This window comes from Bradyrhizobium sp. AZCC 1719, assembly GCF_036924525.1.
Taxonomy (GTDB): Bacteria; Pseudomonadota; Alphaproteobacteria; order Rhizobiales; family Xanthobacteraceae; genus Bradyrhizobium.
The window spans coordinates 3,877,326-3,899,472 of the sequence record NZ_JAZHRU010000001.1 but is presented as its reverse complement, the minus strand read 5'-3'; the positions used below and the strand labels follow the sequence as shown (position 1 = coordinate 3,899,472).

20 protein-coding genes are annotated in these 22,147 nt (G+C 63.3%); 7 read left to right on the top strand and 13 right to left on the bottom strand.

Going from position 1 to position 22,147, the window contains the following annotated elements:
• Positions 1–63: 63 nt before the first annotated feature.
• The 4 genes from V1292_RS18255 to V1292_RS18240 all read right to left on the bottom strand — a co-directional run bounded on the left by V1292_RS18255 (position 64) and on the right by V1292_RS18240 (position 4,277).
• On the bottom strand, positions 64–1,575 hold the full coding sequence (locus V1292_RS18255) for a tripartite tricarboxylate transporter permease (RefSeq protein WP_334374108.1): 1,512 nt from the start codon (positions 1,573–1,575) through the stop codon (positions 64–66).
• 123 nt (positions 1,576–1,698) lie between these two features.
• A complete protein-coding gene (locus V1292_RS18250) occupies positions 1,699–2,241 on the bottom strand; it encodes a tripartite tricarboxylate transporter TctB family protein (protein WP_334374107.1) in 543 nt (180 codons plus the stop codon).
• Between the two features lie 60 nt (positions 2,242–2,301).
• Positions 2,302–3,405, bottom strand: coding sequence for an S-methyl-5-thioribose-1-phosphate isomerase (mtnA, locus tag V1292_RS18245; protein ID WP_334374106.1), 1,104 nt, complete (start codon positions 3,403–3,405; stop codon positions 2,302–2,304).
• Positions 3,402–4,277: an S-methyl-5'-thioadenosine phosphorylase gene (locus V1292_RS18240; RefSeq protein ID WP_334374105.1), complete on the bottom strand. Its 876-nt coding sequence runs from the start codon at positions 4,275–4,277 to the stop codon at positions 3,402–3,404. The genes mtnA and V1292_RS18240 overlap by 4 nt, the downstream gene beginning before the upstream one ends.
• A gap of 91 nt (positions 4,278–4,368) precedes the next feature.
• Between V1292_RS18240 and V1292_RS18235 the strand changes: the two genes are divergently transcribed.
• Positions 4,369–5,019 (top strand): class II aldolase/adducin family protein, encoded by a 651-nt coding sequence (locus V1292_RS18235; RefSeq protein ID WP_334374104.1) that lies wholly within the window; start codon positions 4,369–4,371, stop codon positions 5,017–5,019.
• A 5-nt stretch (positions 5,020–5,024) separates the two neighbouring features.
• Here the strand turns inward: V1292_RS18235 and V1292_RS18230 are convergent, their stop codons facing one another.
• Positions 5,025–5,972 carry a Bug family tripartite tricarboxylate transporter substrate binding protein gene (locus V1292_RS18230; RefSeq protein ID WP_442894561.1) on the bottom strand — a complete coding sequence of 316 codons (948 nt, stop codon included), beginning with the start codon at positions 5,970–5,972 and terminating at the stop codon, positions 5,025–5,027.
• A 284-nt stretch (positions 5,973–6,256) separates the two neighbouring features.
• On the opposite strand from V1292_RS18230, the gene V1292_RS18225 reads away from it, so the two are divergent.
• Positions 6,257–6,628 carry a hypothetical protein gene (locus V1292_RS18225; protein ID WP_334374102.1) on the top strand — a complete coding sequence of 124 codons (372 nt, stop codon included), beginning with the start codon at positions 6,257–6,259 and terminating at the stop codon, positions 6,626–6,628.
• Between the two features lie 47 nt (positions 6,629–6,675).
• Positions 6,676–7,017 (top strand): hypothetical protein, encoded by a 342-nt coding sequence (locus V1292_RS18220; protein WP_334374101.1) that lies wholly within the window; start codon positions 6,676–6,678, stop codon positions 7,015–7,017.
• Positions 7,018–7,030: 13 nt separating this feature from the next.
• Here V1292_RS18220 and V1292_RS18215 read toward each other — a convergent pair whose 3' ends face one another.
• The 3 genes from V1292_RS18215 to V1292_RS18205 form a co-directional block, all read right to left on the bottom strand.
• On the bottom strand, positions 7,031–7,828 hold the full coding sequence (locus V1292_RS18215; protein WP_213253379.1) for an enoyl-CoA hydratase/isomerase family protein: 798 nt from the start codon (positions 7,826–7,828) through the stop codon (positions 7,031–7,033).
• 37 nt (positions 7,829–7,865) lie between these two features.
• Entirely contained in the window at positions 7,866–9,068 is a 1,203-nt protein-coding gene (locus V1292_RS18210) for a pyridoxal-phosphate-dependent aminotransferase family protein (RefSeq protein ID WP_334374100.1), read from the bottom strand.
• A gap of 141 nt (positions 9,069–9,209) precedes the next feature.
• Entirely contained in the window at positions 9,210–10,451 is a 1,242-nt protein-coding gene (locus tag V1292_RS18205; RefSeq protein WP_334374099.1) for a pyridoxal-phosphate-dependent aminotransferase family protein, read from the bottom strand.
• Between the two features lie 82 nt (positions 10,452–10,533).
• On the opposite strand from V1292_RS18205, the gene V1292_RS18200 reads away from it, so the two are divergent.
• From V1292_RS18200 to V1292_RS18190, 3 genes are all read left to right on the top strand, one after another.
• Positions 10,534–11,259, top strand: a complete 726-nt coding sequence (locus V1292_RS18200) for a GntR family transcriptional regulator (protein ID WP_334374098.1) — start codon at positions 10,534–10,536, stop codon at positions 11,257–11,259.
• Positions 11,260–11,357: 98 nt separating this feature from the next.
• A complete protein-coding gene (locus tag V1292_RS18195) occupies positions 11,358–14,300 on the top strand; it encodes an FAD-binding and (Fe-S)-binding domain-containing protein (RefSeq protein WP_334374097.1) in 2,943 nt (980 codons plus the stop codon).
• Positions 14,301–14,328: 28 nt separating this feature from the next.
• Entirely contained in the window at positions 14,329–14,757 is a 429-nt protein-coding gene (locus tag V1292_RS18190; protein ID WP_334374096.1) for a GlcG/HbpS family heme-binding protein, read from the top strand.
• Here V1292_RS18190 and V1292_RS18185 read toward each other — a convergent pair whose 3' ends face one another.
• The 5 genes from V1292_RS18185 to V1292_RS18165 form a co-directional block, all read right to left on the bottom strand.
• Positions 14,758–15,540, bottom strand: coding sequence for an enoyl-CoA hydratase/isomerase family protein (locus V1292_RS18185; protein ID WP_334374095.1), 783 nt, complete (start codon positions 15,538–15,540; stop codon positions 14,758–14,760).
• A gap of 71 nt (positions 15,541–15,611) precedes the next feature.
• Entirely contained in the window at positions 15,612–17,720 is a 2,109-nt protein-coding gene (locus V1292_RS18180) for a molybdopterin oxidoreductase family protein (RefSeq protein ID WP_334374094.1), read from the bottom strand.
• 84 nt (positions 17,721–17,804) lie between these two features.
• Positions 17,805–18,557: a 3-oxoacyl-ACP reductase family protein gene (locus V1292_RS18175; protein WP_334374093.1), complete on the bottom strand. Its 753-nt coding sequence runs from the start codon at positions 18,555–18,557 to the stop codon at positions 17,805–17,807.
• 6 nt (positions 18,558–18,563) lie between these two features.
• Positions 18,564–19,937, bottom strand: a complete 1,374-nt coding sequence (locus V1292_RS18170) for an MmgE/PrpD family protein (protein WP_334374092.1) — start codon at positions 19,935–19,937, stop codon at positions 18,564–18,566.
• A gap of 5 nt (positions 19,938–19,942) precedes the next feature.
• Positions 19,943–21,007: an ABC transporter substrate-binding protein gene (locus tag V1292_RS18165; protein WP_334374091.1), complete on the bottom strand. Its 1,065-nt coding sequence runs from the start codon at positions 21,005–21,007 to the stop codon at positions 19,943–19,945.
• 168 nt (positions 21,008–21,175) lie between these two features.
• Here V1292_RS18165 and V1292_RS18160 point away from each other — a divergent pair, with 168 nt between their 5' ends.
• On the top strand, positions 21,176–22,147 hold the full coding sequence (locus tag V1292_RS18160) for a Bug family tripartite tricarboxylate transporter substrate binding protein (RefSeq protein WP_334374090.1): 972 nt from the start codon (positions 21,176–21,178) through the stop codon (positions 22,145–22,147).

Here is a 22,147-nt window from a genome sequence, read left to right as displayed (position 1 = left end):
ACCCCATGCAAAGTAGAAATGGGGCCCGCTCCATCCAAAAACACAAGATCTAGACCAGCGCAGCTAAGCCTTTGCCGGCCGCAACATGCGCGTGACGCTGCCGAACGCCTTGTCGATGACGGGCCAGAACAGCAACACGATCGCCAGTGTCGTGATCGAGCCGACCAGGCCGTTCGACCAGAACACCTTCAAATCGCCGCCGGCGCCGATCATCGACAAACGGAACGCATCCTCGGCGCGGTTGCCGAGCACCAGCGCCAGCGTGAACGGCGCGAGCGGGATGCCGATCTTCTTGAAGACGTAGCCGACGACGCCGAAGCCCAGCATCAGCCAGATGTCGAACATCGCGTTCTGGATCGCATAGGCGCCGATCGCGCAGGACACCACGATCATCGGCGCGACGGCGGCGAACGGCACGCGCAGGACGGATGCGAAGATCGGCACGGTCGTCAGCACCAGCACGAGGCCGACGACGTTGCCGAGATACATCGATGCGATCAGGCCCCAGACGAAATCCTTGTGCTCGACGAACAGCAGCGGCCCGGGATTGAGCCCCCACACCATCAAGCCGCCGAGCAGGATCGCCGCGGTGCCCGAACCGGGGATGCCGAGCGCGAGCATCGGCAGCAGCGCCGCGGTGCCGGAGGCGTGCGCTGCGGTCTCCGGCGCGAACACACCCTCGATGCGGCCCTTGCCAAAGCTGTCCCGGTCCTTGGAGAAGCGCTTGGCGAGGTTGTAACCCATGAAGGACGCGGCAATCGCGCCGCCCGGCGTAATGCCGAGCCAGCAGCCGATGAAGGACGAGCGGAACAGCGTCACCCAGTATTTCGGCAGGTCCTTCCACACCGACAGCACCACGCGCAGGGAGATGCCGGCGGCGTGGCCGCGCAGCGCGAGCCGCTCCTCCATCGTGAGCAGGATCTCGCTGATGCCGAACAGGCCGATGACCGCGACCAGGAAGTTGACGCCGCGCAACAGCTCCGCCGAATCAAAGGTCATGCGCAACTGGCCGGACACGGTGTCCATGCCGATGCCCGCGAGCAAGAGACCGAGCGACATCGAAATGACGGTCTTGTGCTTGGCCTCACGGCCGAGCCCGACAAAGGAGCAGAAGGTGAGCAGATATACCGCGAAGAATTCGGGTGGCCCGAACCTCAGCGCGAACGACGAGATCATCGGCGCCAGGAACGTGATCAGTATCACCGCGACCAGCGAGCCGATGAACGACGAAGTGAAGGCCGCGGTCAGCGCTTCCGCCGCCCTGCCCTGCTGCGCCATCGGGTAGCCGTCGAAGGTGGTCGCGACCGACCAGGCCTCACCGGGGATATTGAACAGGATCGAGGTGATGGCGCCGCCGAACAGCGCACCCCAGTAGATGCAGGACAGCATCACGATCGCCGAGGTCGGGTCCATCGTGAACGTCAGCGGCAGCAGGATCGCAACCCCGTTCGGGCCGCCGAGGCCGGGCAGCACGCCGACGAAAATGCCGAGCACCAGCCCGGTCATCATCAGGAGCAGCGTCTTCCAGGTCAGCAGCACAGCGAAGCCGTGCATCAAGAGGCCGAGGGCTTCCATCAGATGATTCCCAACATTTCGTCATTGCGAGCGAAGCGAAGCAATCCATGGTGCAGCAAAGCAAGAATGGATTGCTTCGTCGCTTCGCTCCTCGCAATGACGGAAAGAGTCATGCCAGGTCCATTAGCGGCCGAGCGCCGCTTCGAGCGGGCCCTTTGGCATGATGACGTCGAAGGCGACGTCGAAGGTCACGAACATCGCAGCGGTAAACACGAAGGCGGTGAGCAGCGACTTCCACAATGCGATCTTGCCGACCAGACGCATGAAGCAGGAGATCAAAAGGAAGCTTGCGACATAGAGCCCGAGGAATTGGGTGGCGAGGCAGAACAGAACCGTCGGCACGAACACCGCCATCACGCGGCGAAGCTGCGCTTGCGTCACGAAGGATTCGGAGGCTTCCCGGCGCGACAGGAACGCCGCAACCAGGCCGTAGAGGCTGGCGCTACCGAGGATGATCGACAGATAGAACGGAAAATAGCCGGGCTGCGGACCGGTGGATTCCCAGCCCGCTCCTGTCCGCCAGTTGTCAAAACCGAGCGTCAGCGCAAGCGCGAGAAGCAGAAGGCAGACGACCACGTCGACCACCCGAACGCTCGCCATCTGAGGCGAGTCCGCCTCCGGCGCGGTCGGATCCTCGACGACGATTTCGATGTCGGTATTGGACATGGAGATGGTGACCCCCGATACGACAGTCCTAAACGGGGATACGTGCCGACGTCGCCGGCGTCAATGTCCGGCGCTGCGCTCCGGAAATGCGCTCGCAAGTGCAGCACGATCGGGCCGCAGCAGGCCGCGCTCGGTGATCAAGCCCGTCACCAGCCGCGCCGGCGTGACGTCGAAGGCGTAATTGGCAACCGGCGACCCGTCGGGAACCACGCGCACGGTCTCGACACGCCCATCGGCGGTGCGGCCGGTCATGGTCGCCACCTCCTCCGTGCTGCGCTGCTCGATCGGAATCTGCCTGATGCCGTCGTCGATGCTGAAATCGATGGTGGGCGACGGCAGTGCAACATAGAACGGCACGCCGTTGTCGTGGGCGGCGAGCGCCTTCAGATAGGTGCCGATCTTGTTGCAGACATCGCCACTGGCTGTCACCCGATCAGTGCCGACGATCGCGAGATCGACCATGTGGTGCTGCATCAGATGGCCGCCGGTATTGTCGGCGATCACCGTGTGCGGCACGCCGTGGTGCCCGAGTTCCCAGGCAGTCAGCGAAGCGCCCTGGTTGCGCGGCCGGGTCTCGTCGACCCAAACATGGATCTTCAGGCCGCTATCATGGGCAAGGTAGATCGGCGCCGTGGCCGTGCCCCAGTCCACCGTCGCGAGCCAGCCGGCATTGCAATGGGTCAGGATATTGATCGGCTCGCCCGGCTGCTTCGTTGCCGCGATCTGTTCGATCAGCGCCAGACCATGCCGGCCGATCCCCTGGTTGATCGCGACGTCCTCATCGGCGATTTCGCCGGCGCGCTGGTAGGCTGCCGCGACGCGTTCCGACGCCGGCAGCGGCCGAAGCAAGCGCGCCATCTCGTCAAGCGCCCATTTCAGGTTGATCGCCGTCGGCCGTGCCGCCAGCAGCATGGCATAGGCGCGATCGAGCGCCGCATCGGAAGCGTCCGTGCGCATGGCGATTGCCATGCCGTAAGCCGCAGTCGCGCCGATCAGCGGCGCGCCGCGCACCAGCATCGAGCGGATAGCCTCGGTCGCATCCGCGGCGCTCGCGATACGCGCCACCACGAATTCATGCGGCAATCGCCGCTGGTCGATCGCGCCGACCGTGCAGCCGTCGTCCTCGAGCCAGATGCTGCGAAAATGCCGGCCATCGACCTTCATGAGTTCAACACCCTCCCCGCCACCGCATCGAGCTTGGCGAGCAATTTTGCATCGCGCGCTTCCGGCGCCGTGATCAGGGCGGTGTCCAGCGCCTTGTCCGAGCCGATCGGGCACGGCTCATGCTCACGCGGGAAATCCCGGGCGAGACGCGCGACCAGCGCCTTGGCCTTGCCGGCATTCGAGTTCAGCACGCGAATGATATCCTGCACGGTGACGGCCTCATGATGAGGATGCCAGCAATCGTAATCGGTGACCATCGCCACGCTGGCGTAACAGATCTCGGCCTCGCGGGCGAGTTTTGCCTCGGGCATGTTGGTCATGCCAATCACCGAATGACCCTGCGCCTTGTAGGTCTGGCTCTCCGCGAGGCTGGAGAACTGCGGCCCTTCCATGCAGACATAGGTGCCGCCCCGCACCGCCGCGATCCCCTCAGCCTCGGCCGCTGCCGCCAGATGCACGTGCAGCCGCGGCGAAACCGGATGGGCCATCGAGACGTGGGCGACGCAACCCTTGCCGAAGAACGAGCTCTCACGGCGGTAGGTGCGGTCGACGAACTGATCGACCAGCACAAACGTGCCGGGCGGCAGTTCCTCCTTGAAGGAGCCGCAGGCCGACAGCGAAACCAGGTCGGTAACCCCTGCCCGTTTCAGCACGTCGATATTGGCGCGGTAGTTGATGTCGGAGGGCGAGAGCACATGCCCCTTGCCATGCCGTGGCAGGAACGCGACCGGAAGCCCTGCGATGATGCCGCGCATCAGCGGCGCGGACGGCTCGCCCCAGGGGCTCTCGATGGTTTCCTCGCGGACATCCTCCAGCCCCGGCAGGTCGTAGATGCCGGATCCACCGATGATGCCAAGCACGGCACGCGTCATGACTTCTCCCACTTACGATTACACGGAAGATGTTCGACTATACTGCGACGCAATATTCAAGCATTGTCCGCGGGCTGCAAGAGGGTTCGAAATGCCGACCACGAAAGACCGGGAAAAACGCCAGTCGATCATCGATGCCTGCCTGCGCATGAATGCGCTTGGCATCAATCAGGGCACGTCGGGCAATATCAGCCTGCGCCATGGCGATGGCATGCTGATCACCCCGACCAGCACGCCCTACGAGGCGATGAAGCCCGAGCAGATCGTCTACATGCACCTCGACGGCAACCACGACCCCGCCCAGCGGCCATCGAGCGAGTGGCGGTTTCACCGCGACATCCTCAAGGCCCGCCCGGAGGTGCAGGCGATCGTCCACACCCATCCGCCCTACTCGACCATGCTGGCGATCATGGGCATGGAGATTCCGCCGGTGCACTACATGGTGGCCGTCGCCGGTGGCGACACCATCCGCTGCGCGCCGTATGCGACCTTCGGCACCCAGGAGCTCTCCGAACACGCTGTCCGCGCGCTGGAGGGACGGCTGGCCTGCCTGCTCGAACATCACGGCATGATCGCGGTCGGGCCGTCGCTGGCAAAGGCGATGTGGCTTGCGGTCGAGGTCGAGACGCTGGCGCGGCAATATCACGGCTGCCTGCAAATCGGCACGCCGCCACTCCTTTCAAAGGAGGAAATCGAAAAAGTCCGCCTCCGCATGGCCGGATACGGCCACGCGGAGGAGTAAGCGCGTTACTTCGCGACGAAGCCCGCTTCCTTCATGAGCGAGGCATTCAGCTTGTCGTCCTCTTCGAGGAATTTCAGCATGTCCTTGCCGGTGAGGAAGATCGGCTTCAGTGCCTGCTTCTCCATGTAGTCCTTGTATTCCGGCGTCTGCGTCACCTTCTGGAACAGATCGACATAGAACGCCTGCTGCTCCGGTGTCACCTTGCCGGGCAGGAACATCGCGCGCAGCATCAGGTACTGCACGTCGAGCCCTTCCTCCTTGCAGGTCGGGACGTCATTCCAGGATTGCGTCTCCGTGACCTTGGTCTTGTAGGAAATGCGCTCCTTGTCGAATACGCACAGCGCACGGACCTGGCCGGCGCGCCAGACTTCGAGGTTTTCAGACGGGTTATTGACATTGGCTTCGGTGTGCTTGCCGACAAGCTGCGTCGCCGCCTCGCCGCCGGACTTGTAGGGCAGATAGGAGAACTTCGCGCCGGTCTTCTGCTCCATGAAAACCGTCAGCACATGGTCCTCGCGCTTGGAGCCGGTGCCGCCCATCTTGAACGGCGAGCTCGCCGCCTTGGCGGCCGCGATAAAATCCTTCACCGTCTTGGGGCCGTCGGCATTGTCCCACAGCACGAACTGGTCGAGCGCGACCACCGACACCGGCGTCAGGTCACGCCAGTTGAACGGGATCTTGGCCGACAGCGGCAGCATGTAGATCAGCGAATAGGCGACCAGCACCTTGTTGGGATCGCCGTCGCTGGATTTCATGTACATCAGCGCCTCGGCGCCGGACGCCCCGCCCTTGAGCGACACAACCATCGGCTGCTTCATCAGGTTGTTCTTTTGGATCGCCGCCTGCATCATCCGCGCCATCTGGTCGGAGGCACCGCCGGCGCCGGCCGCGACCACGATTTCCACCGGCTTGGTCGGCTCCCAAGCGGCAAACGCAGGGGTGGTTGCGATCATAGCCGTCAAGGCGGCCGCGGCTTTGAGGATCTGTCCCACGTGCTTCTTCCCTATGTATTTGCATGGTTGCCACATCTTGCGAGCGAACCGATCAGAGTTCAAGCTGCACCGCAATGTGCCGCCCATGACTTTCGCATCATGACTTTCGCATCAGGTGCAAATTCTTCCAGCAGGAGGGCCTGCTGCTACGAACAGCCGAATTCAGTCTCGCCGCTTTTCCGTTGTGCGGCGGCGAGTGAGCCCGTTTAATGCACGCTACAAGAAACATCAGGAGGAGAGGCTGAATGAGAAGGATTTTGGTGACCGCCCTCATGGGTGCGGCGCTGACCCTCGCGGGGTGCGGACGGGATCCAGGACCGAAAGGGGATACCGGCCCACAAGGACCGGCCGGTCCGCAGGGCGTACAGGGCCTGCAAGGCGTGCCCGGCCCTCAAGGGCAACAGGGTCCCCAAGGGCCACAGGGACCGCAGGGTGTGCCCGGTCCGAAGGGCGATCCCGGACCGGCTGGCACTTCCATCAGGTCGGTTCAGGCCAGCGGCGAGGTCGGCTGCGATGCCAATGAAAACCTGGTGTCGGTGTTCTGTCCGTCCGGCGGTACCCCCGATGGCGCCAAGTGCGGCACGGGTCCGGCCGTTGGTCTTTGTCTCAAGAAGTAGCCGCCCTGTTGCGCTACGATCCGACGAATAATGGTCGGCGAAGAAACATGAAAGCGTTCGCGATTGGTTTTCTCCTGGCTTGTCTTGCCACCGCCGCGGACGCCGGTTCCTCAATAATTGGCGCGGGCTCTCAAACCTGCACGGCCTGGACCAACCGCAAGAAGAATGCGGTCGTCAAAGGAAGCTTTGAATCCTGGCTGGTTGGATTTATCAGCGGCCTGAATATCAGCGGCGAGCGGGACATGGTGGGTGGCGGCGATTTCGACGCGATCATCGCATGGATGGATCAACGTTGCCTCACCACGCCCTCCGACAGAATAGGTATCGCGGCGCTCGACCTCGGTATGGAATTGGCAAAAAAGGCCGCCTACCATAGTGGGCGGTTCTGAACGCTTGGGTAACCTATTTGCCCTTCCAGTTCGGCGAGCGCTTGTTGAGGAATGCGTCCATTCCCTCGCGGAAGTCTTCGCTCATATAGGCGCGCAAGATCAGGTCCTCGCCCTCGTCACGCGTCAATGTCCGCCGGATGCGGCGCACCGCTTCCTTGGTGACTTCGAGCGTGATCGGCGCATGGCTCGCAACGAGTTTCGCAGTCTCGTCGGCGCGGCGCTGCAACGTTGCGACATCGGGCACGATCTCATTGAGCAGCCCGAGCGCCAGCGCTTCCGGCGCCTCGACCAGCCGCGCCTTGAAGATCAAGTCCTTGGTCCGCGCGGGGCCGACCAGCGAAACGAGCCTGGAGATATTGGACATCGACAGGCAATTGCCGAGCGTACGCGCGATCGGAAAACCCATCCGCGTTGTTTCGGTACCAATGCGGATATCGCAGCACGCCGCAATCCCAGCCCCGCCGCCAGTGCAGGCGCCGGCAATCGCCGCGATCGTCGGCACCCGGCAGGCCTCCAGCGCACCGAGCACGCGGTCGATCCGCGCCTCATAGTCGAGCGCGTCCTGTGCGGTCTTGAAGGCGCGGAACTGCGAAATGTCGGTGCCCGATGCGAACGCCTTGTCGCCGGCGCCGGTCAAGATCATCGCCTTGATCGAGCGATCATTGTTGATGGTCTCGCAGATCGCCGCCATCTGCTCGTACATGGCAAAGGTCAGCGCATTGCGCGCCTGCGGACGGTTGAACGTCAGCCGGGCGATGCCGTCCTCGACGGAATAGATCAGGTCTTCGGTCGAAGCTACCGGAGCGTTCATCGCAGCTCTCTCTATTTTTGTTTCGGTCAAACAGGCCTCAGGCAACGGCGGCCTTCGGCATCGCCACGACATCGCGTCCCTTGAGCACTTCCATCGCCGCCAGCACGCCGCCGCCGCGATGCGGTACCTTGGCGAGATCGAGACCCATCTCGACACCCGACAGCGTGCCCATCAGCATCAGGTCGTTGAAGTGCCCGATATGGCCGATACGGAACACCTTACCCTTGATCTTGTTCAGGCCGGTGCCGAGCGACATGTCGAAGTTTTCCAGCACGACCTTGCGGAAGTTGTCGGCGTCATGACCTTCCGGCATGACGACGCCGGTCAGCGCGGGCGAATGCGCGCCCTGCTCCTGACATTGCGTTTCCAGGCCCCACACCTTGATCGCCGCGCGCGTCGCGGCGCTGTGGCGCTTATGGCGGGCGAAGACGTTCTCGAGACCCTCCTCCTCGAGCATCTTCACCGCTTCGCGCAGCCCGAACAGCAGGTTCGTTGCCGGCGTGTAGGGCCAGGTGCCCGCCTTGTTGATCGCGATGACTTCCTGCCAGTCCCAATAGGAGCGCATCGCGGGATTGGCCTTCGCCACCGCGAGCGCCTTTTCCGAGATGGCGTTGAAGCCGAGACCCGGCGGCAGCATCAGGCCCTTTTGCGACCCGGCGACCGACACGTCGATGCCCCAGGCGTCGTGCTCATATTCCAGCGATCCCAGGCCAGAGATGGTGTCGACCATCAGCAGCGCGGGATGGTTGACGCGGTCGAGAACCTTGCGGACGTCCTGCGGATGGCTGACGCAGCCGGTCGAGGTCTCGTTGTGAACCACGCACACGGCCTTGATCTTGTGCGCCTTGTCGGCCGACAGCCGCGCCTCGATCTGCTCCAGGTCGGCGCCATGACGCCAGTCACCGGGAATGAAATCCACTTCGAGCTTGAACTTGTCGGCGATGCCGCGCCACAGCACGGCAAACTGCCCGGTCTCCGCCATCAGCACCTTGTCGCCCGGCTGCAGCGTATTGACGAGTGCCGCCTCCCATGCGCCCGTGCCGGACGACGGATAGATGATTACCGGCTGCTTGGTGCGAAATACCCGCTGCATGGCGGCCAGCACGGCATAACCAACCTCGGCGAACTCGGGACCCCGGTGGTCCATGGTCGGCATGTCCATGGCGCGCAGCACCCGGTCCGGCACATTGGTCGGTCCCGGAATCTGCAGAAAATGCCTTCCAGTATGCACGGTCGTCATGGGCGTCCTTCCCGGTATTGCCTTGGCGTTTCGAGCCGCTCGAATATCACCATTTGGCGGGCTTGTCGCCCGCCGGACGCAGCACGTCAATGCGCAAGGAGCAGGGCTGGAGCGGCGTCGCCGGCAGGCGCGAGCTGCTGGCTAGCTGCCGACGACCTTGAGATGCGCCGGGGAATTGCCTTGGGGACGCTGCTCCAGATACTTCATCGCGGCATCGACACCGCCGGCGCGGTACGGAATGCCGGCGACCGACAATCCCATCTCCACGCCCGTCAGCGCAGCGAGCAAGGTCAGTTCGTTGCATTCGCCGAGGTGCCCGATGCGGAACACCTTGCCAGCCACCTTCGACAGTCCGGAGCCGAGCGACATGTTGAAGTTGTCGAGCACCACCTTGCGGAACTGGTCCGCGTCATGCCCCGGCGGCATCAGCACGGCGGTAAGCACCGGGGAAAAATCCTTTGGCTCCTGGCAAAGCACCTCCAGTCCCCAGTGATTGACGGCGGCACGCGTGGCAGCGGCGAGCCGCTGATGGCGCGCGAAGACCTTGTCGAGCCCCTCCTCAAGCAACATCGCAATGGCCTCGCGCAGGCCATAGAGCAGGTTGGTCGCCGGCGTATAGGGAAAGAAGCCGTTCGCATTCGGCTTCAGCATTTCCTCCCAATCCCAATACGACCGCGGCATTTTGTTGATCTTGGCCGCAGCGCGGGCCTTGTCCGAGATTGCGTTGAAGCCCAAGCCGGGGGGCAGCATGAATCCCTTCTGCGAGCAGCTGACGCTGACGTCCACCTTCCATTCGTCGTGCCGGTACTCGACCGATCCCAGCGAGGAGATGGTGTCGACCATCAGCAAGGCCGGATGACCGACCCGGTCCATCGCGGCGCGGATTTCGCCGATCCGGCTGGTCGCACCGGTCGACGTTTCGTTGTGGACGACCATCACCGCCTTGAGCGCATGGGATGTGTCGCGCGCCAGCCTTTCCTCGATGACCGCCGGGTCTGCGCCACGGCGCCAGTCGCCGGGCAGGAAGTCGACGTCAATTCCCCAGCGTCCCGCCATCTGGCGCCACAGGGTCGCGAAATGGCCGGTCTCCACCATCAGAACCTTGTCGCCGGGCGACAGCGTGTTGACGATGGCGGCTTCCCAGGCCCCTGTCCCCGACGACGGGAAGATCACCACCGGTCCCGAGGTCTGGAAAATCTTCTGGCTGCCGCCGAGCACGGCCCGCCCGAGTTCGGCGAACTGGGCGCTGCGGTGATCGATCACGGGCATGTCCATGGCGCGGAGAACGCGGTCTGGGACCGGGCTTGGCCCTGGAATCTGCAGAAAATGCCGTCCTTGCCGCATGGCAACCTCCCAAAGAGCGCTTTGAGCATTATTTTGCATTCATTTTTTGTCTTTTCAACCTATTTTTGGTATTCAATCTAGATCGTCGACGCCGCAGATTCCGCAAACTACTGTTATGCAAATGAAATCCACGATTCCCGAAGCCGGGGTGCCGATCGTCCAGTCCGACCGCCAAGAGGCCTCACTTCACGGCGAAATCCTGCTGCGGCTTCGCGATTACGTCGTCGAAGGCAACATTCCAGAGGGTGCACGTGTTCCGGAACGGCAGCTCTGCGAGATGCTTGGAATCTCCAGGACACCGCTGCGCGAGGCGCTCAAGGTCCTGGCTGCGGAGGGCTTGATCGAACTCCTGCCCAACCGCGGCGCGCGCGTGCGCCAGCTTAGTGAGCGGGATCTGGAGGAGCTTTTCGACGTGATGGCCGGCCTGGAAAGCCTCGCCGGACGCCTTGCCTGCGAGGCCATCACGGACGAGGAAATCGCCGCGATCGAGCGGCTGCACTATGAGATGTACGGCCATTACCTCAATAGCGACATGCACGGCTATTTTCAGGTCAATCAGCGCATCCACGAGAGCATCGTTGCGGCCGCACGCAACGAGACCCTGCGCGCGGCCTACGCCAGTATTGCCGGCCGGATCCGCCGCGTCCGCTATTCCGCCAATTTCGCGCGCCAGCGGCAGCGCTGGGGCGAAGCCATGCGCGAGCACGAGGCGATCCTGGATGCGCTGCGCCGCCGCGCCGCAAGCGAGCTGAGCGACATCCTGTTCCAGCACTTGCGCAACAAGCGAACCGCAGCCATTGAACATCTGGCCGTGGCGCGGGATGCCACGACGGCCGCAGGCAACTAGCTTGCCCATTATGAATTCATAATGCAATTCGTCCTGGAAAAAGTGCATAATCCCGTTGAGGGGTTACAACAGCCCTCTTGGATCGCCTTGGATTTGGGATGAAAAACGCCTCAACGCTCGAGCGACGCCTGCGGTCAGATCTGACCGGCGACGTCCTTTTCAACGCCTTCGACCGCGGTCGCTATGCCACCGATGCCTCGTTCTATCAGATCGTGCCGGCGGGCGTGGTGGTGCCCCGGAGCATGGACGAGGCCCTCAAGGCGCTCGCCATTTGCCGGGACGAGGGCCGGATCATCACCCCGCGCGGCGGTGGTACTTCGCAATGCGGCCAGACCGTCAACGAGGGAATCGTCGTCGATTTCTCCAAGCACCTGAACCGGGTGCTTTCGCTCGACGTCGAAAACCGCATTTGTGTGGTCGAGCCCGGCATCGTGCTCGATGATCTCAACCGCCAGCTCAAGAAGCACGGGCTCTGGTTTCCGGTCGACGTCTCGACCGCCTCGCGCGCCACCATCGGCGGCATGGCCGGCAACAATTCCTGCGGCGGCCGTTCGCTGCGTTACGGCACCATGCGCGACAACACGCTGTCGATGGATGCGGCGCTGGCCGACGGCACGCTCCTGCATTTCGGCGAGGTGCCGCGGGATCTCGCGCGGGTGAATTCGCCCCAGAGCGGGCTTGCGCTGTTCCGCGACATGCTCGATCTCGGCGAGCGCGAGGCTACCGAGATATCCGAGCGGTTTCCAAAGGTGCAGCGCCGCGTCGGCGGCTACAATCTCGATGCGCTGGTGCCGCGCAACGCGCCCAACAACATGGCGCACCTGTTGGTCGGCTCCGAGGGCACGCTTGCCTTCACAACGCAGGTCGAGCTCAAGCTGTGGCCTGTGATCCGCAACAAGGTGCTCGGCGTATGCCATTTCGGCAGCTTCTATGAAGCGATGGACGCCGCCCAGCATCTCGTGAAGCTACGGCCGATCGCTGTCGAATTGGTCGACCGCACCATGATTGCGCTCGGCCGCGAGATCGCGATGTTCCAGCCGATCATCGCCACGGCCGTGCGCGGCGATCCCGATGCGGTGCTGGTCGTCGAATTCGCCGAGGAAGATCAGGCCGAGAATTTGCAACGACTGAAGCAACTCGGCGAACTGATGGCCGATCTCGGGTTTGGCTGGGACAAGCCGCAGCGCAAATGGGGCGGCGTGGTCGAGATCACCGAGCCAAGCTTGCAGACCGGCATCGCCGATTTCCGCGCCGCCGGCCTTAACGTGATGATGTCGATGAAGCAGGAGGGCAAGCCGGTCTCCTTCGTCGAGGATTGCGCCGTGCCACTGCCGCACCTCGCCGACTACACCGAGCGACTCAACGCCATCTTCGCCAAGCATGGCACGCGGGGCACCATGTATGCGCATGCCTCCGAAGGTTGTCTGCATGTGCGGCCCGTCCTCAATTTGAAGCTGGAAAAGGACGTCAAGGCGATGCGCGCCATCGCCGAAGAGACGTTCGAGATGGTGCGCGAATACAAAGGTTCGCACTCCGGCGAGCATGGCGACGGACTGGTTCGCTCCGAATTTCATGAAGCGATGTTCGGTTCGCGGATCGTTGCCGATTTCAGGGAGGTCAAGCAGCGCTTCGATCCGGACAATCTGCTCAATCCCGGCAAGATCGTCGATCCGCCGAAGATGGACGACCGTTCGCTGTTCCGTTATCGGCCGGACTATCGCGTCACCGAGCTGAAGACCGTGCTCGACTGGTCGGCTTATCCCGGCGCCGGCGGCGGCTTTCAGGGCGCGGTCGAGATGTGCAACAACAACGGCGCCTGCCGGAAGCTCGAAGGCGGCGTGATGTGCCCGTCCTATCGCGCGACCCGCAACGAGAAGGACGTCACGCGAGGCCGCGCCAATACGCTGCGACTGGCGATCTCGGGACAGTTGGGTCCTGACGCGCTGGCTTCAGATGAAATGATGGAGACGCTGAAACTCTGCGTGTCCTGCAAGGCATGCCGTCATGAATGCCCGACCGGCGTCGACATGGCCAAGATGAAGATCGAGGTGCTGGCCGCACGCGCGGAGAAACACGGCCTTTCCCTGCGCGACCGGCTGGTCGGCTATCTGCCGCGTTATGCGGATCTCGCCTCCCGCTTTGCCCCGCTGGCCAACTGGCGCAACAGCAGTCCGCTGTTGCGTGCCCTGTTCGAGCAGTTTGCCGGCATCAGCGCGAAGCGCGCCCTGCCCGCATTCCGCCGCGACGTATTCAGGCCGGAAGCCGAAGTCTTCGGCCCGGCAGATGGCCACGAGGTCGTGCTGTTCGCCGACACGTTTAATCGTGCTTACGAGCGGGAGAATCTCGACGCCGCGCTACGCGTTCTGGTCGAAGCCGGATACCGCGTCCACTTGCCGAGACCGACGGATCGCGCCCGGCCGCTGTGCTGCGGACGGACCTTCCTTTCGGCGGGTCTGGTCGATCAGGCGCGCAACGAATTGAACCGGCTGGTCGCCACCTATGCGCCTTTCGCCGCACGCGGCGTGCCGATCGTCGGGCTGGAGCCGAGTTGCCTGCTGACGCTCCGTGACGAATTGCTCTCGCTACGCTCGGACGATGACGCCAAGCGCATCAGCACGCACGCATTGCTGTTCGAGGAGTTTCTGGTTCGTGAGGCGGAGGCCGGCCGCCTCAAGCTGCCGCTTGGCGCCATGCCGGCGAAAGCGTTGGTGCACGGCCACTGCCACCAAAAATCATTCGGCGCGTTCAAACCGGTCGAGAAGGTGCTGCGTCTCATTCCCGACCTCGGCGTCGAAACCATCGAGTCCAGTTGCTGCGGCATGGCTGGCGCCTTCGGCTACGGCGCCGATACCTATCAGGCTTCGATGGAGATGGCTGAGCTGTCGCTGCTACCGGCGGTGCGCCGCGCCGATACCGCCACGCTGATCGTTGCCGACGGCACCTCATGCCGCCATCAGATCAAGGATGGCACAAACCGTGCACCGCTTCACGTCGCCCGTGTGCTTGCGATGAGCCTCGACAGCGCGCAATCCAACCGTTAATCCTGCCTAATCGCAAAGGAATTCATTTATGGCTGAACTCACTCTCGACGTCGCCCGCAAGATTCTCGATGCCGCGCTTGCCAAAGGCGTCGAGAAGAAACTGAAGCCGCTGGTGATCACCATTCTGGACGCCCGCGGCTGCGTGAAGGTCACTGCGGCGCAGGACGGCACCAGCCTGATGCGGGCGGAGATCGCGCACGGCAAGGCCTATGGCGCGCTCGCGATGGGCATGGGATCACGGGCGCTGTTCCAGCGCGCGCAGGAGCAGGCTTACTTCGTCGGAGCCGTGAATGCGCTGGCACAAGGTCGCCTGGTGCCGGTGCCGGGCGGCGTGCTGATCCAAGGTGACGGCGGTCTGCTTGGCGCCGTCGGCGTCAGCGGCGACACCTCCGACAATGACGAGATCTGCGCGGTCGCCGGCATCGAGGCTGCAGGACTGAAGGCCAGCGTAGGCTGATTACCGGCCCGGCCACGACGGCTTGCGCTTCTCACTGAACGCCTTGAGGCCTTCCTTGGCGTCTTCCGTCATCGCCAACAGCGCGATCTGGCTTTCGGTATAGGCGATGCTTTCGTCGAACGACATCGAGGCGATGGCGCGCATCGCATATTTGCCGCGGCGGATCGCCGTCGGCGACTTGTCGACAATGCGGCTGACCAGCCAGTCGACCTTGGCGTCGAGCTCGGCCGCCGGCACCACGTAGTTCAGGAGCCCGGCAGCCTGTGCCGCGTGCGCATCAAACGGCTCACCGGTCAGCGACCACTCGCTGACCAGCCGCCTCGGCGCAATCGACTGCAGCAGGCTCAGCACCTGCATCGGGAACACGCCGACCTTCACCTCCGGCAAACCGAAAATCACGTGATCGGCGGCGACCGCCATGTCGGTCATGCACAACAGGCCCATTCCGCCGGCCATGCAGACGCCCCCCACCCGCGCGATTGCAGGCTTAGTGGCGTTTTGCGACAGCCGCAGCAGATCGGCGTAGTCGACATTCGGTCGCGAATAATCCATCGCGAAGGCAGCACCGCTGTTCTGCAGATCGGCGCCGGCGCAAAACGCCTTGTCGCCTGCCCCCGTCAGCACGATGACGCGGACGTCCTTGTCGTCATGCGCGTCGCGATAGCCGCGGGCGATGCCGGCGACCACGTCGGCATTGATGGCGTTGCGCTTGTCCGGGCGGTTAATGGTGATCCAGAACGCCTGCCCGCGCTTGTCGCAGATTACGCTTTTGTGGTCGGTCATTGTCCCGCTCGCCTTTTCGTCAAATGCTGGGAAGCATTTGCGGCAGGATGACGGTGGACTGCAAGAGCGATCTAACTCTTGCGCCCACTGGCTGAGGTCACCTTTTTCACCCAGACCTTGTTGTCATGAAACGCCGCGCCACCGACGGGCGCGACGGCTTCGGCACCAGTCAGCATATTGATGCCGCGGCCACCGATATGGGCCTTGTTGGGATGAATGGATTCCGCGACCAGCACGCCACGGCGCAGGCCGTCGAATAGCCGCGCCGTCAACGTCGTTTCGCCGCGCGTGTTGCCGAGCGCGACGGCATCGCCGTCGGCAATCCCGAGTGACGCCGCGTCCTCGGGATGGATCATGACGGTCGGACTGCCCTCGCGCGCGATCGACGACGGGGTTTCGTTGAAGCTGGTATTGAGGAAGCTGCGCGACGGACTGGTGGCGAGCCGGAACGGATGCGCCTCATCCGCCTCCTCGATGACCGTCCAGTGGTCCGGCAGCGACGGCATCTGCTCCCACGGACCTAGGCCAGGCTTACCGGACGGAGGGTGCGCCCAATCGGCCTTGAAGTGGAACTTCTTGTCCGGGTGCGCAAAACCGTCGAGATAATGGGAGGTTCGAAAATCCGGCTGGATATCGCGCCACAGATCCGCTTCCAGCGTTTCGATGTCGCCGTGACCGCTCTTCTTCAGCGTCGCATCGATCAGTTCGCGCGGCGTCATCTCAAAGCCGGGATGCACGGCATTGAGGCGACGGCCGAGGCCTTGCAGCACCTCATGGTTGGAACGGCACTCGCCGGGCGGATCGATCAGCTTCGCGCCCACCGAAATATGCTGGTGGCCGCCGCCGTAATAGAGATCGTCATGTTCCATGAACATGGTGGCTGGAAGCACGATGTCGGCCATGACCGCCGTCTCAGTCATGAACTGCTCATGCACCGCGACGAACAGGTCCTCGCGCGCAAAGCCCCGGCGCACCAGTGCCTGTTCGGGGGCGACCGTCACCGGATTGGTGTTCTGGATCAACATTGCCTTGACGGGACCGCCGCCCTTCAAGGCGTCGGCATCGCCGGTCAGGATGCGCCCGATTTTTGATTGGTCGAGCCAGCGGGTCGTCTGATCGATCGCGTCGTGGCCCTCGATGATCGATTCGTCGAAATTCCAGATCCCCGCATTGTTGAAGAATGCGCCACCGCCTTCATACTGCCAGGCACCGGTCACCGCCGGGATGCACAGCGCCGCATGCATCTGCGTTGCACCGTTGCGGCTGCGCGTAAAGCCGTAGCCGAGGCGGAAGAACGTACGCTTGGTCTGGCCGACCAGGCGCGCGAACGCCTCGATCTCCTCGACCGGCACGCCCGAGATCTTCGAAGCCCATTCCGGCGTGCGGGTCGCCAGATGCGTCTCGAGTTCGTCGGGGCAGTCGGTATATCGATCCATATAGGCGCGATCCGCGTACCCTTCGCGGAACAGCACGTGCATGACGCCGCAGGCGAACGCGCCGTCGGTGCCGGGCCGGAGCAGTATCTTGATGTCGGCCTGCTTCATGGTGTCGTTGTTGTAGACGTCGATCGCCGCGATCTTCGCGCCACGCTCCTTGCGGGCGCGCGAGGCATGCGTCATCACGTTGACCTGGGTGTTCACCGGATTGGTGCCCCAGATCACGACGAGATCGGAGACGCCCATCTCGCGCGGATCGACGCCGGCGATCTTGCCGGTGCCGATGGCGAAGCCGACGCGCGCGATGTTGGCGCAGATCGTCGAGTAGAAGCGCGAATATTTCTTTACATGCGCCAGGCGATTGATGCCGTCGCGCATGACGAGCCCCATGGTGCCGGCATAGTAATAGGGCCAGACCGACTCAGCGCCGAATTCACGCTCGGCCTGATCGAACCGCGCCGCGATTTCGTCCAGCGCCTCATCCCAGGAAATCCGCGCAAACTGACCGGAGCCTTTCGCTCCGGTCCGGCGCATCGGATACAGCAGCCGCTCGGGATGATGAATGCGCTCGGCGTAGCGCGCCACCTTGGCGCAGACGACGCCTGCCGTATAGGTCTGCAGCTTGGAGCCTCGGACCCGTCCGATCGAACGCCCGTCGATCACCTCGATGTCAAGCGCGCAGGCCGACGGACAATCGTGCGGACAGGTGGAGTGGCGGATATCGACCTTGGCATGCTGGTTCATGCGTTTCTAGGTAACATCAAACGCCGCGGTCGCCGAGAGGCTTTGCTCGGCAGTACGTCTGCAAAAACGGCCTTTAGCCATGCATCAGGCGCCCAAATAGGCGCCGCCATTGGTATGGATCGCCTGCCCGTTGATGTAGCGGGCGCCGGGCCCGCACAGGAAACGCACGGTTGCGGCGACGTCTTCCGGCAGTCCCCGATTGCCGGTGATAGTCTGATGCGTCAAATGATGCGCCGGCTCCGGTCTATCCTTCGGCCGGGGTGTGCCGATCAGGCCGGGAACCACGCAGTTCACGGTGATCCCGTCGTCAGCGAGGTCGTGCGCCAGCGCGCGGGTCAGGCCGATGATGCCAGCCTTCGCCGTCACCACATGCGCGCGATTTTTTGCCCCCGTGTGCGCGCTAAGGCCGCCGATATTGACGATAGTCCCCGCGCCGGACTTTCGCAGCGCCGGCAGACAGGCCTTCACGCAGTGGAACGCGCCATCGAGGGTCACGTCGAGGATTTCGCGCCACGCTGCATGGTCTATTTCGGCGAATGGCTTTTCGCGCCGCAACGCGGCGTTGTTGACGAGGATATCGATACGGCCGAATTGCTTCACGGCAGCATCGGCCATGGCCTGCACTGCGTTAGCATCAGCGACGTCGCCGATATGAACCACCGCCTTGCTGCCGGCGGCTTCGATCTCCTGCGCGACTGCCTCCGCTTCGGCGCGGTTGCTGCGCGCGTTCACCACGACGAACGCGCCGCCTTCCGCCAGCGTCAGCGCGATCGCGCGGCCGATATTGCGGCCTGCGCCGGTGACAATGGCGACTTTGCCGGCGAGTTCTTTGGTCATGAGCCGCTACCCGCGCAATGAGGAAAGATCGATGCGGCCATTATACAGCCCCGCCAACAGCTTCAACGCCGCGTCGCTTTGTATGGCGCTCCAGCCGCCATGCTCGGCGTTGAGCCTGAATTTGTCGATCACGTCCTGCCGCGTCAACGGCTCCTGCGCACCGCCGCGCAGATATGGCTGTCGCTCTTCCACCACGCTGCCGTCGCGGAGCGTGGCGCGGATGCGACCGGTGTAATTGTTCGGATAGGGATTGTCCGGGTCGATCACGAATTTCACCTTGACGGCGAGCGCCAGCACTTGCTGATCGCGGATCGCGCTTTCGGTGAACGCGGCAAGCCCGACCCCGCCATGCACGAAGCCGGTGGCCAGCAGATAAGGCACGGCGAATTTTGCGGCATAGCCGTTGCGCGGACGCTGCTTGTCGGCCAATGGCTCCCACAGCCGATGCACCGTTCCCTCCGCCACCTCGCAGACGATCTCGGTCACGTCTTCTGGTTTGATGCCGCGAGCGGCCAACCGGCGCGCGCAATCGATATAGGGCTGCGCCATCGTTCCGCATGGATAGGGCTTGAACGCCAGCGTGTCCGTCACCCAGCGTGTGCCGAAATCGCCGATCAGCGCGCCATAATCGCCATCGGTGGTGTGTGCGAAGGCATGAAACAAGCCGTGTACCCCCTCGAATACCGTGCGCGGCCCGACGAACCCTCCCCGCGCCAACAGCGCCGCGCGGATGCCTGATTGCGCCGCCCATCCGGCATGCAGCCGCTTGGTCCAGGCGCCTTCGGCAAGATATTCGATGATGCCCCCGGCCATGCTGCCGGCAATGCCGAGCGCATCGACGATCTGCCTGGCGTTGAGGCCAAGGGCGGCACCGACACCCGCGGCCGCGCCCATCGCGCCGAAGACCGCAGTCGGGTGAAAGCCCGCCTTGTGAACCGCCTTCGGCACCACGAGACTCAACCGGCACAGCACTTCGGTGCCGACCGCAATCCCGATCAGCGCCATTCGACCATCCGGATTATGCCGCTCGCAGGCGGCAAGCAGTGCCGGGACAATCACGGCGCCGGCATGCACCGGACCACCCTCAAAAGTGTCGTCGAAGTCCTCGCCATGCGCGGCAGTGCCGTTGACGAAGGCGGCACCGGCCGCGCTCAGCGTGCGCTTGTGCCCGATCGCCGTGCAGGGACCGTCATCGTCGCAACCGGCCAGCGCGCTTCCGACATAGTCCTCGTTGCGCGCGGTGACGCATAGGCCGACCACATCGATCAGCAGATCTTCGCATTTGCGGACGGTTTCAGCCGGTAACGCGCCAGGTCTGAGTGCGGCGATCCTTTCGGCAAGCGTTTCGGCGACCGAAATCCTTGGCAGTCCGGAGGCCATCCCGGTCAAATGCGAAAGATCTTGGTATAGCGCGCCTTGATGGCCTCGCTTTCCTTCTCGACTGCTGCGGCGTCGTCCTTCATGGTCTTGATGTCCTTGAGCGGCTTGCGCCCTGCCTTCTCGACGGTTTGAGAATGCACCGAGCGCAGGCCACCGACATCGATGATCAATTGCTGGGCCTCCCGGCTGAGACTGAACGACTGGAACAGTCTGGCCGCGTTGGGATTGGGTGCATCCTTGAAGACGCCGTTCGGCCCGATAATCAGCGGCGAGCCCTCCGTGGCATAAATTGGCTCGACCGGACGACCTGCCTCCCTCATCTGGAAGATGTTGTATTCGTTGCCGTCGGCCATCACCGCGCGCTCGCCGAGATCGAGTTTTTTCGGCGGATCGGCCGACGACTGCACCTGCATGATGTTCTGCCTGGCGAGCTTCTCGAAAAAGCTCCAGCCGAGATCGCGCTGCATCTGGTAGGTCGCCGTCATGATGGTGCCGCTATAGCCCGGGTGCGCCTTGACGATCTTGCCCTTCCATTTGGGATCGAGCAGATCGGCAAAACTCTTCGGCGCGTCCTCCGCTTTCACCAGATTTGTGTTGTAGGCAATGATGCTGAGCCAGACGCGGAAGCTCGCAAACTGGCCGTCCGGATCCTTGTGTTCGGCCGGATAGAATTTTGCGACATCCTCCGTCACGTAAGGCGCCAGAATGCCGTCACGCTTCCAGACGATGAAATGCGCGGCATCGGACGAGTTCACCACGTCGACGGCATGGATGTTGCTGGAATATTCCTGGCCGATACGCTGAAACAAGCGCTCCGCGCCGGTGCGCTCGACACGCACCGCAATGCCCGGATATTTCGCCTCGAATGCCTTGGCCAGCTTCTCCGCGACCGGCAAGTCGGTCGAGGTGTAATAGATGACCTTGCCTTCCTTCTTCGCCGCTTCGATCAGCGCGGGTGTGACCGCTTCCGGCGGCGGCGCAGCCGCCATCACGCGCGTGGAAAATGCTGCGCCTGCGAGAACGGCTGCGGCCCCCTGGAGCACATTGCGTCGCGAGATCGAGTTCTTCATTGGGCGCTCCCAATTGTCTTTCGAGCCTTCTCATTGGGCTCGCTCCAGTGCGATACACCCGAGATTATCTTTTATTCCAAGGGCGCGCAGCCAGTCTTTCGTCGACAGCCCGTTCCGATTGCAGCTAAGCTTGGGGCAAGAAACAAAACAAGCGTCAGGGGATGGGAAATGACGGGTCCAAGGATTGCATTGGCTCTGGCTGCAACTCTGCTCGCGACATCGCCAACTGGTGCACAGGCGCAGGACTATCCGTCGCGGCAGGTGAAGGTGATTGTTCCCTTCGGCGCCGGAGGGCCTGCCGACGTCACCGCCCGGCAGATCGGCGCCATCCTGCAGGAAAGCTTTGGGCAGGCCTTCGTGATCGAGAACCGCACCGGCGCCGGCGGCGTGATCGGCACGCAGGACGTCGTCAAGTCGCCGCCGGACGGCTACACGCTGCTGATGATGTCGAACACCCAAACGGCGAATGAATCGTTGGTGCCGCAGCGCAAATACGACCTGATGCGTGATCTCGCGCCGATCGCGCCGGTCAACTCTTCCGACCTCGTCATCGTGGTTCACCCTTCCGTGCAGGCGAAGACGCTGCAGGAATTCATCGCGCTCGCCAAATCGCAGCCCGGCAAACTGAACTACGCTTCCTCCGGCCAGGGCACGCCGTACCATATGGCAGGCGAGCTGTTCAAAGCCATGGCCGGCATTGACCTCGTGCATGTGCCTTACCGTAACAGCGGCGAGGCGCGCAGCGGCGTGATCGGCGGCCAGGTTCAGATGATGATCGACGCAGTTCCGGCGATGGCCCCGAACGTCGCGGAAAACCAGGTCCGCGCGCTGGCGACGACCGGCAAGACGCGCTCGACCGTCCTTCCCAATGCGCCGACGGTGATCGAGGCCGGCATATCCGGTTATGAGGCCACCATCTGGCTCGGCTTGATGGCGCCCGCAGGCACGCCAAAGCCGATCATCGACAAACTCAATACGGCGGTGAACTCGGTCGTGAAACGGCCCGATATCGTCAAGCTCTGGACCCAGCAGGGTGCGGTCCCGATGTCGATGACGCCTGAAGAGTTCGACAAATTCCTGCGCGGCGATATCGTGAAATGGGCGGAAGTGGTCAAGAAATTCGATAAGCCGCCGCAATAA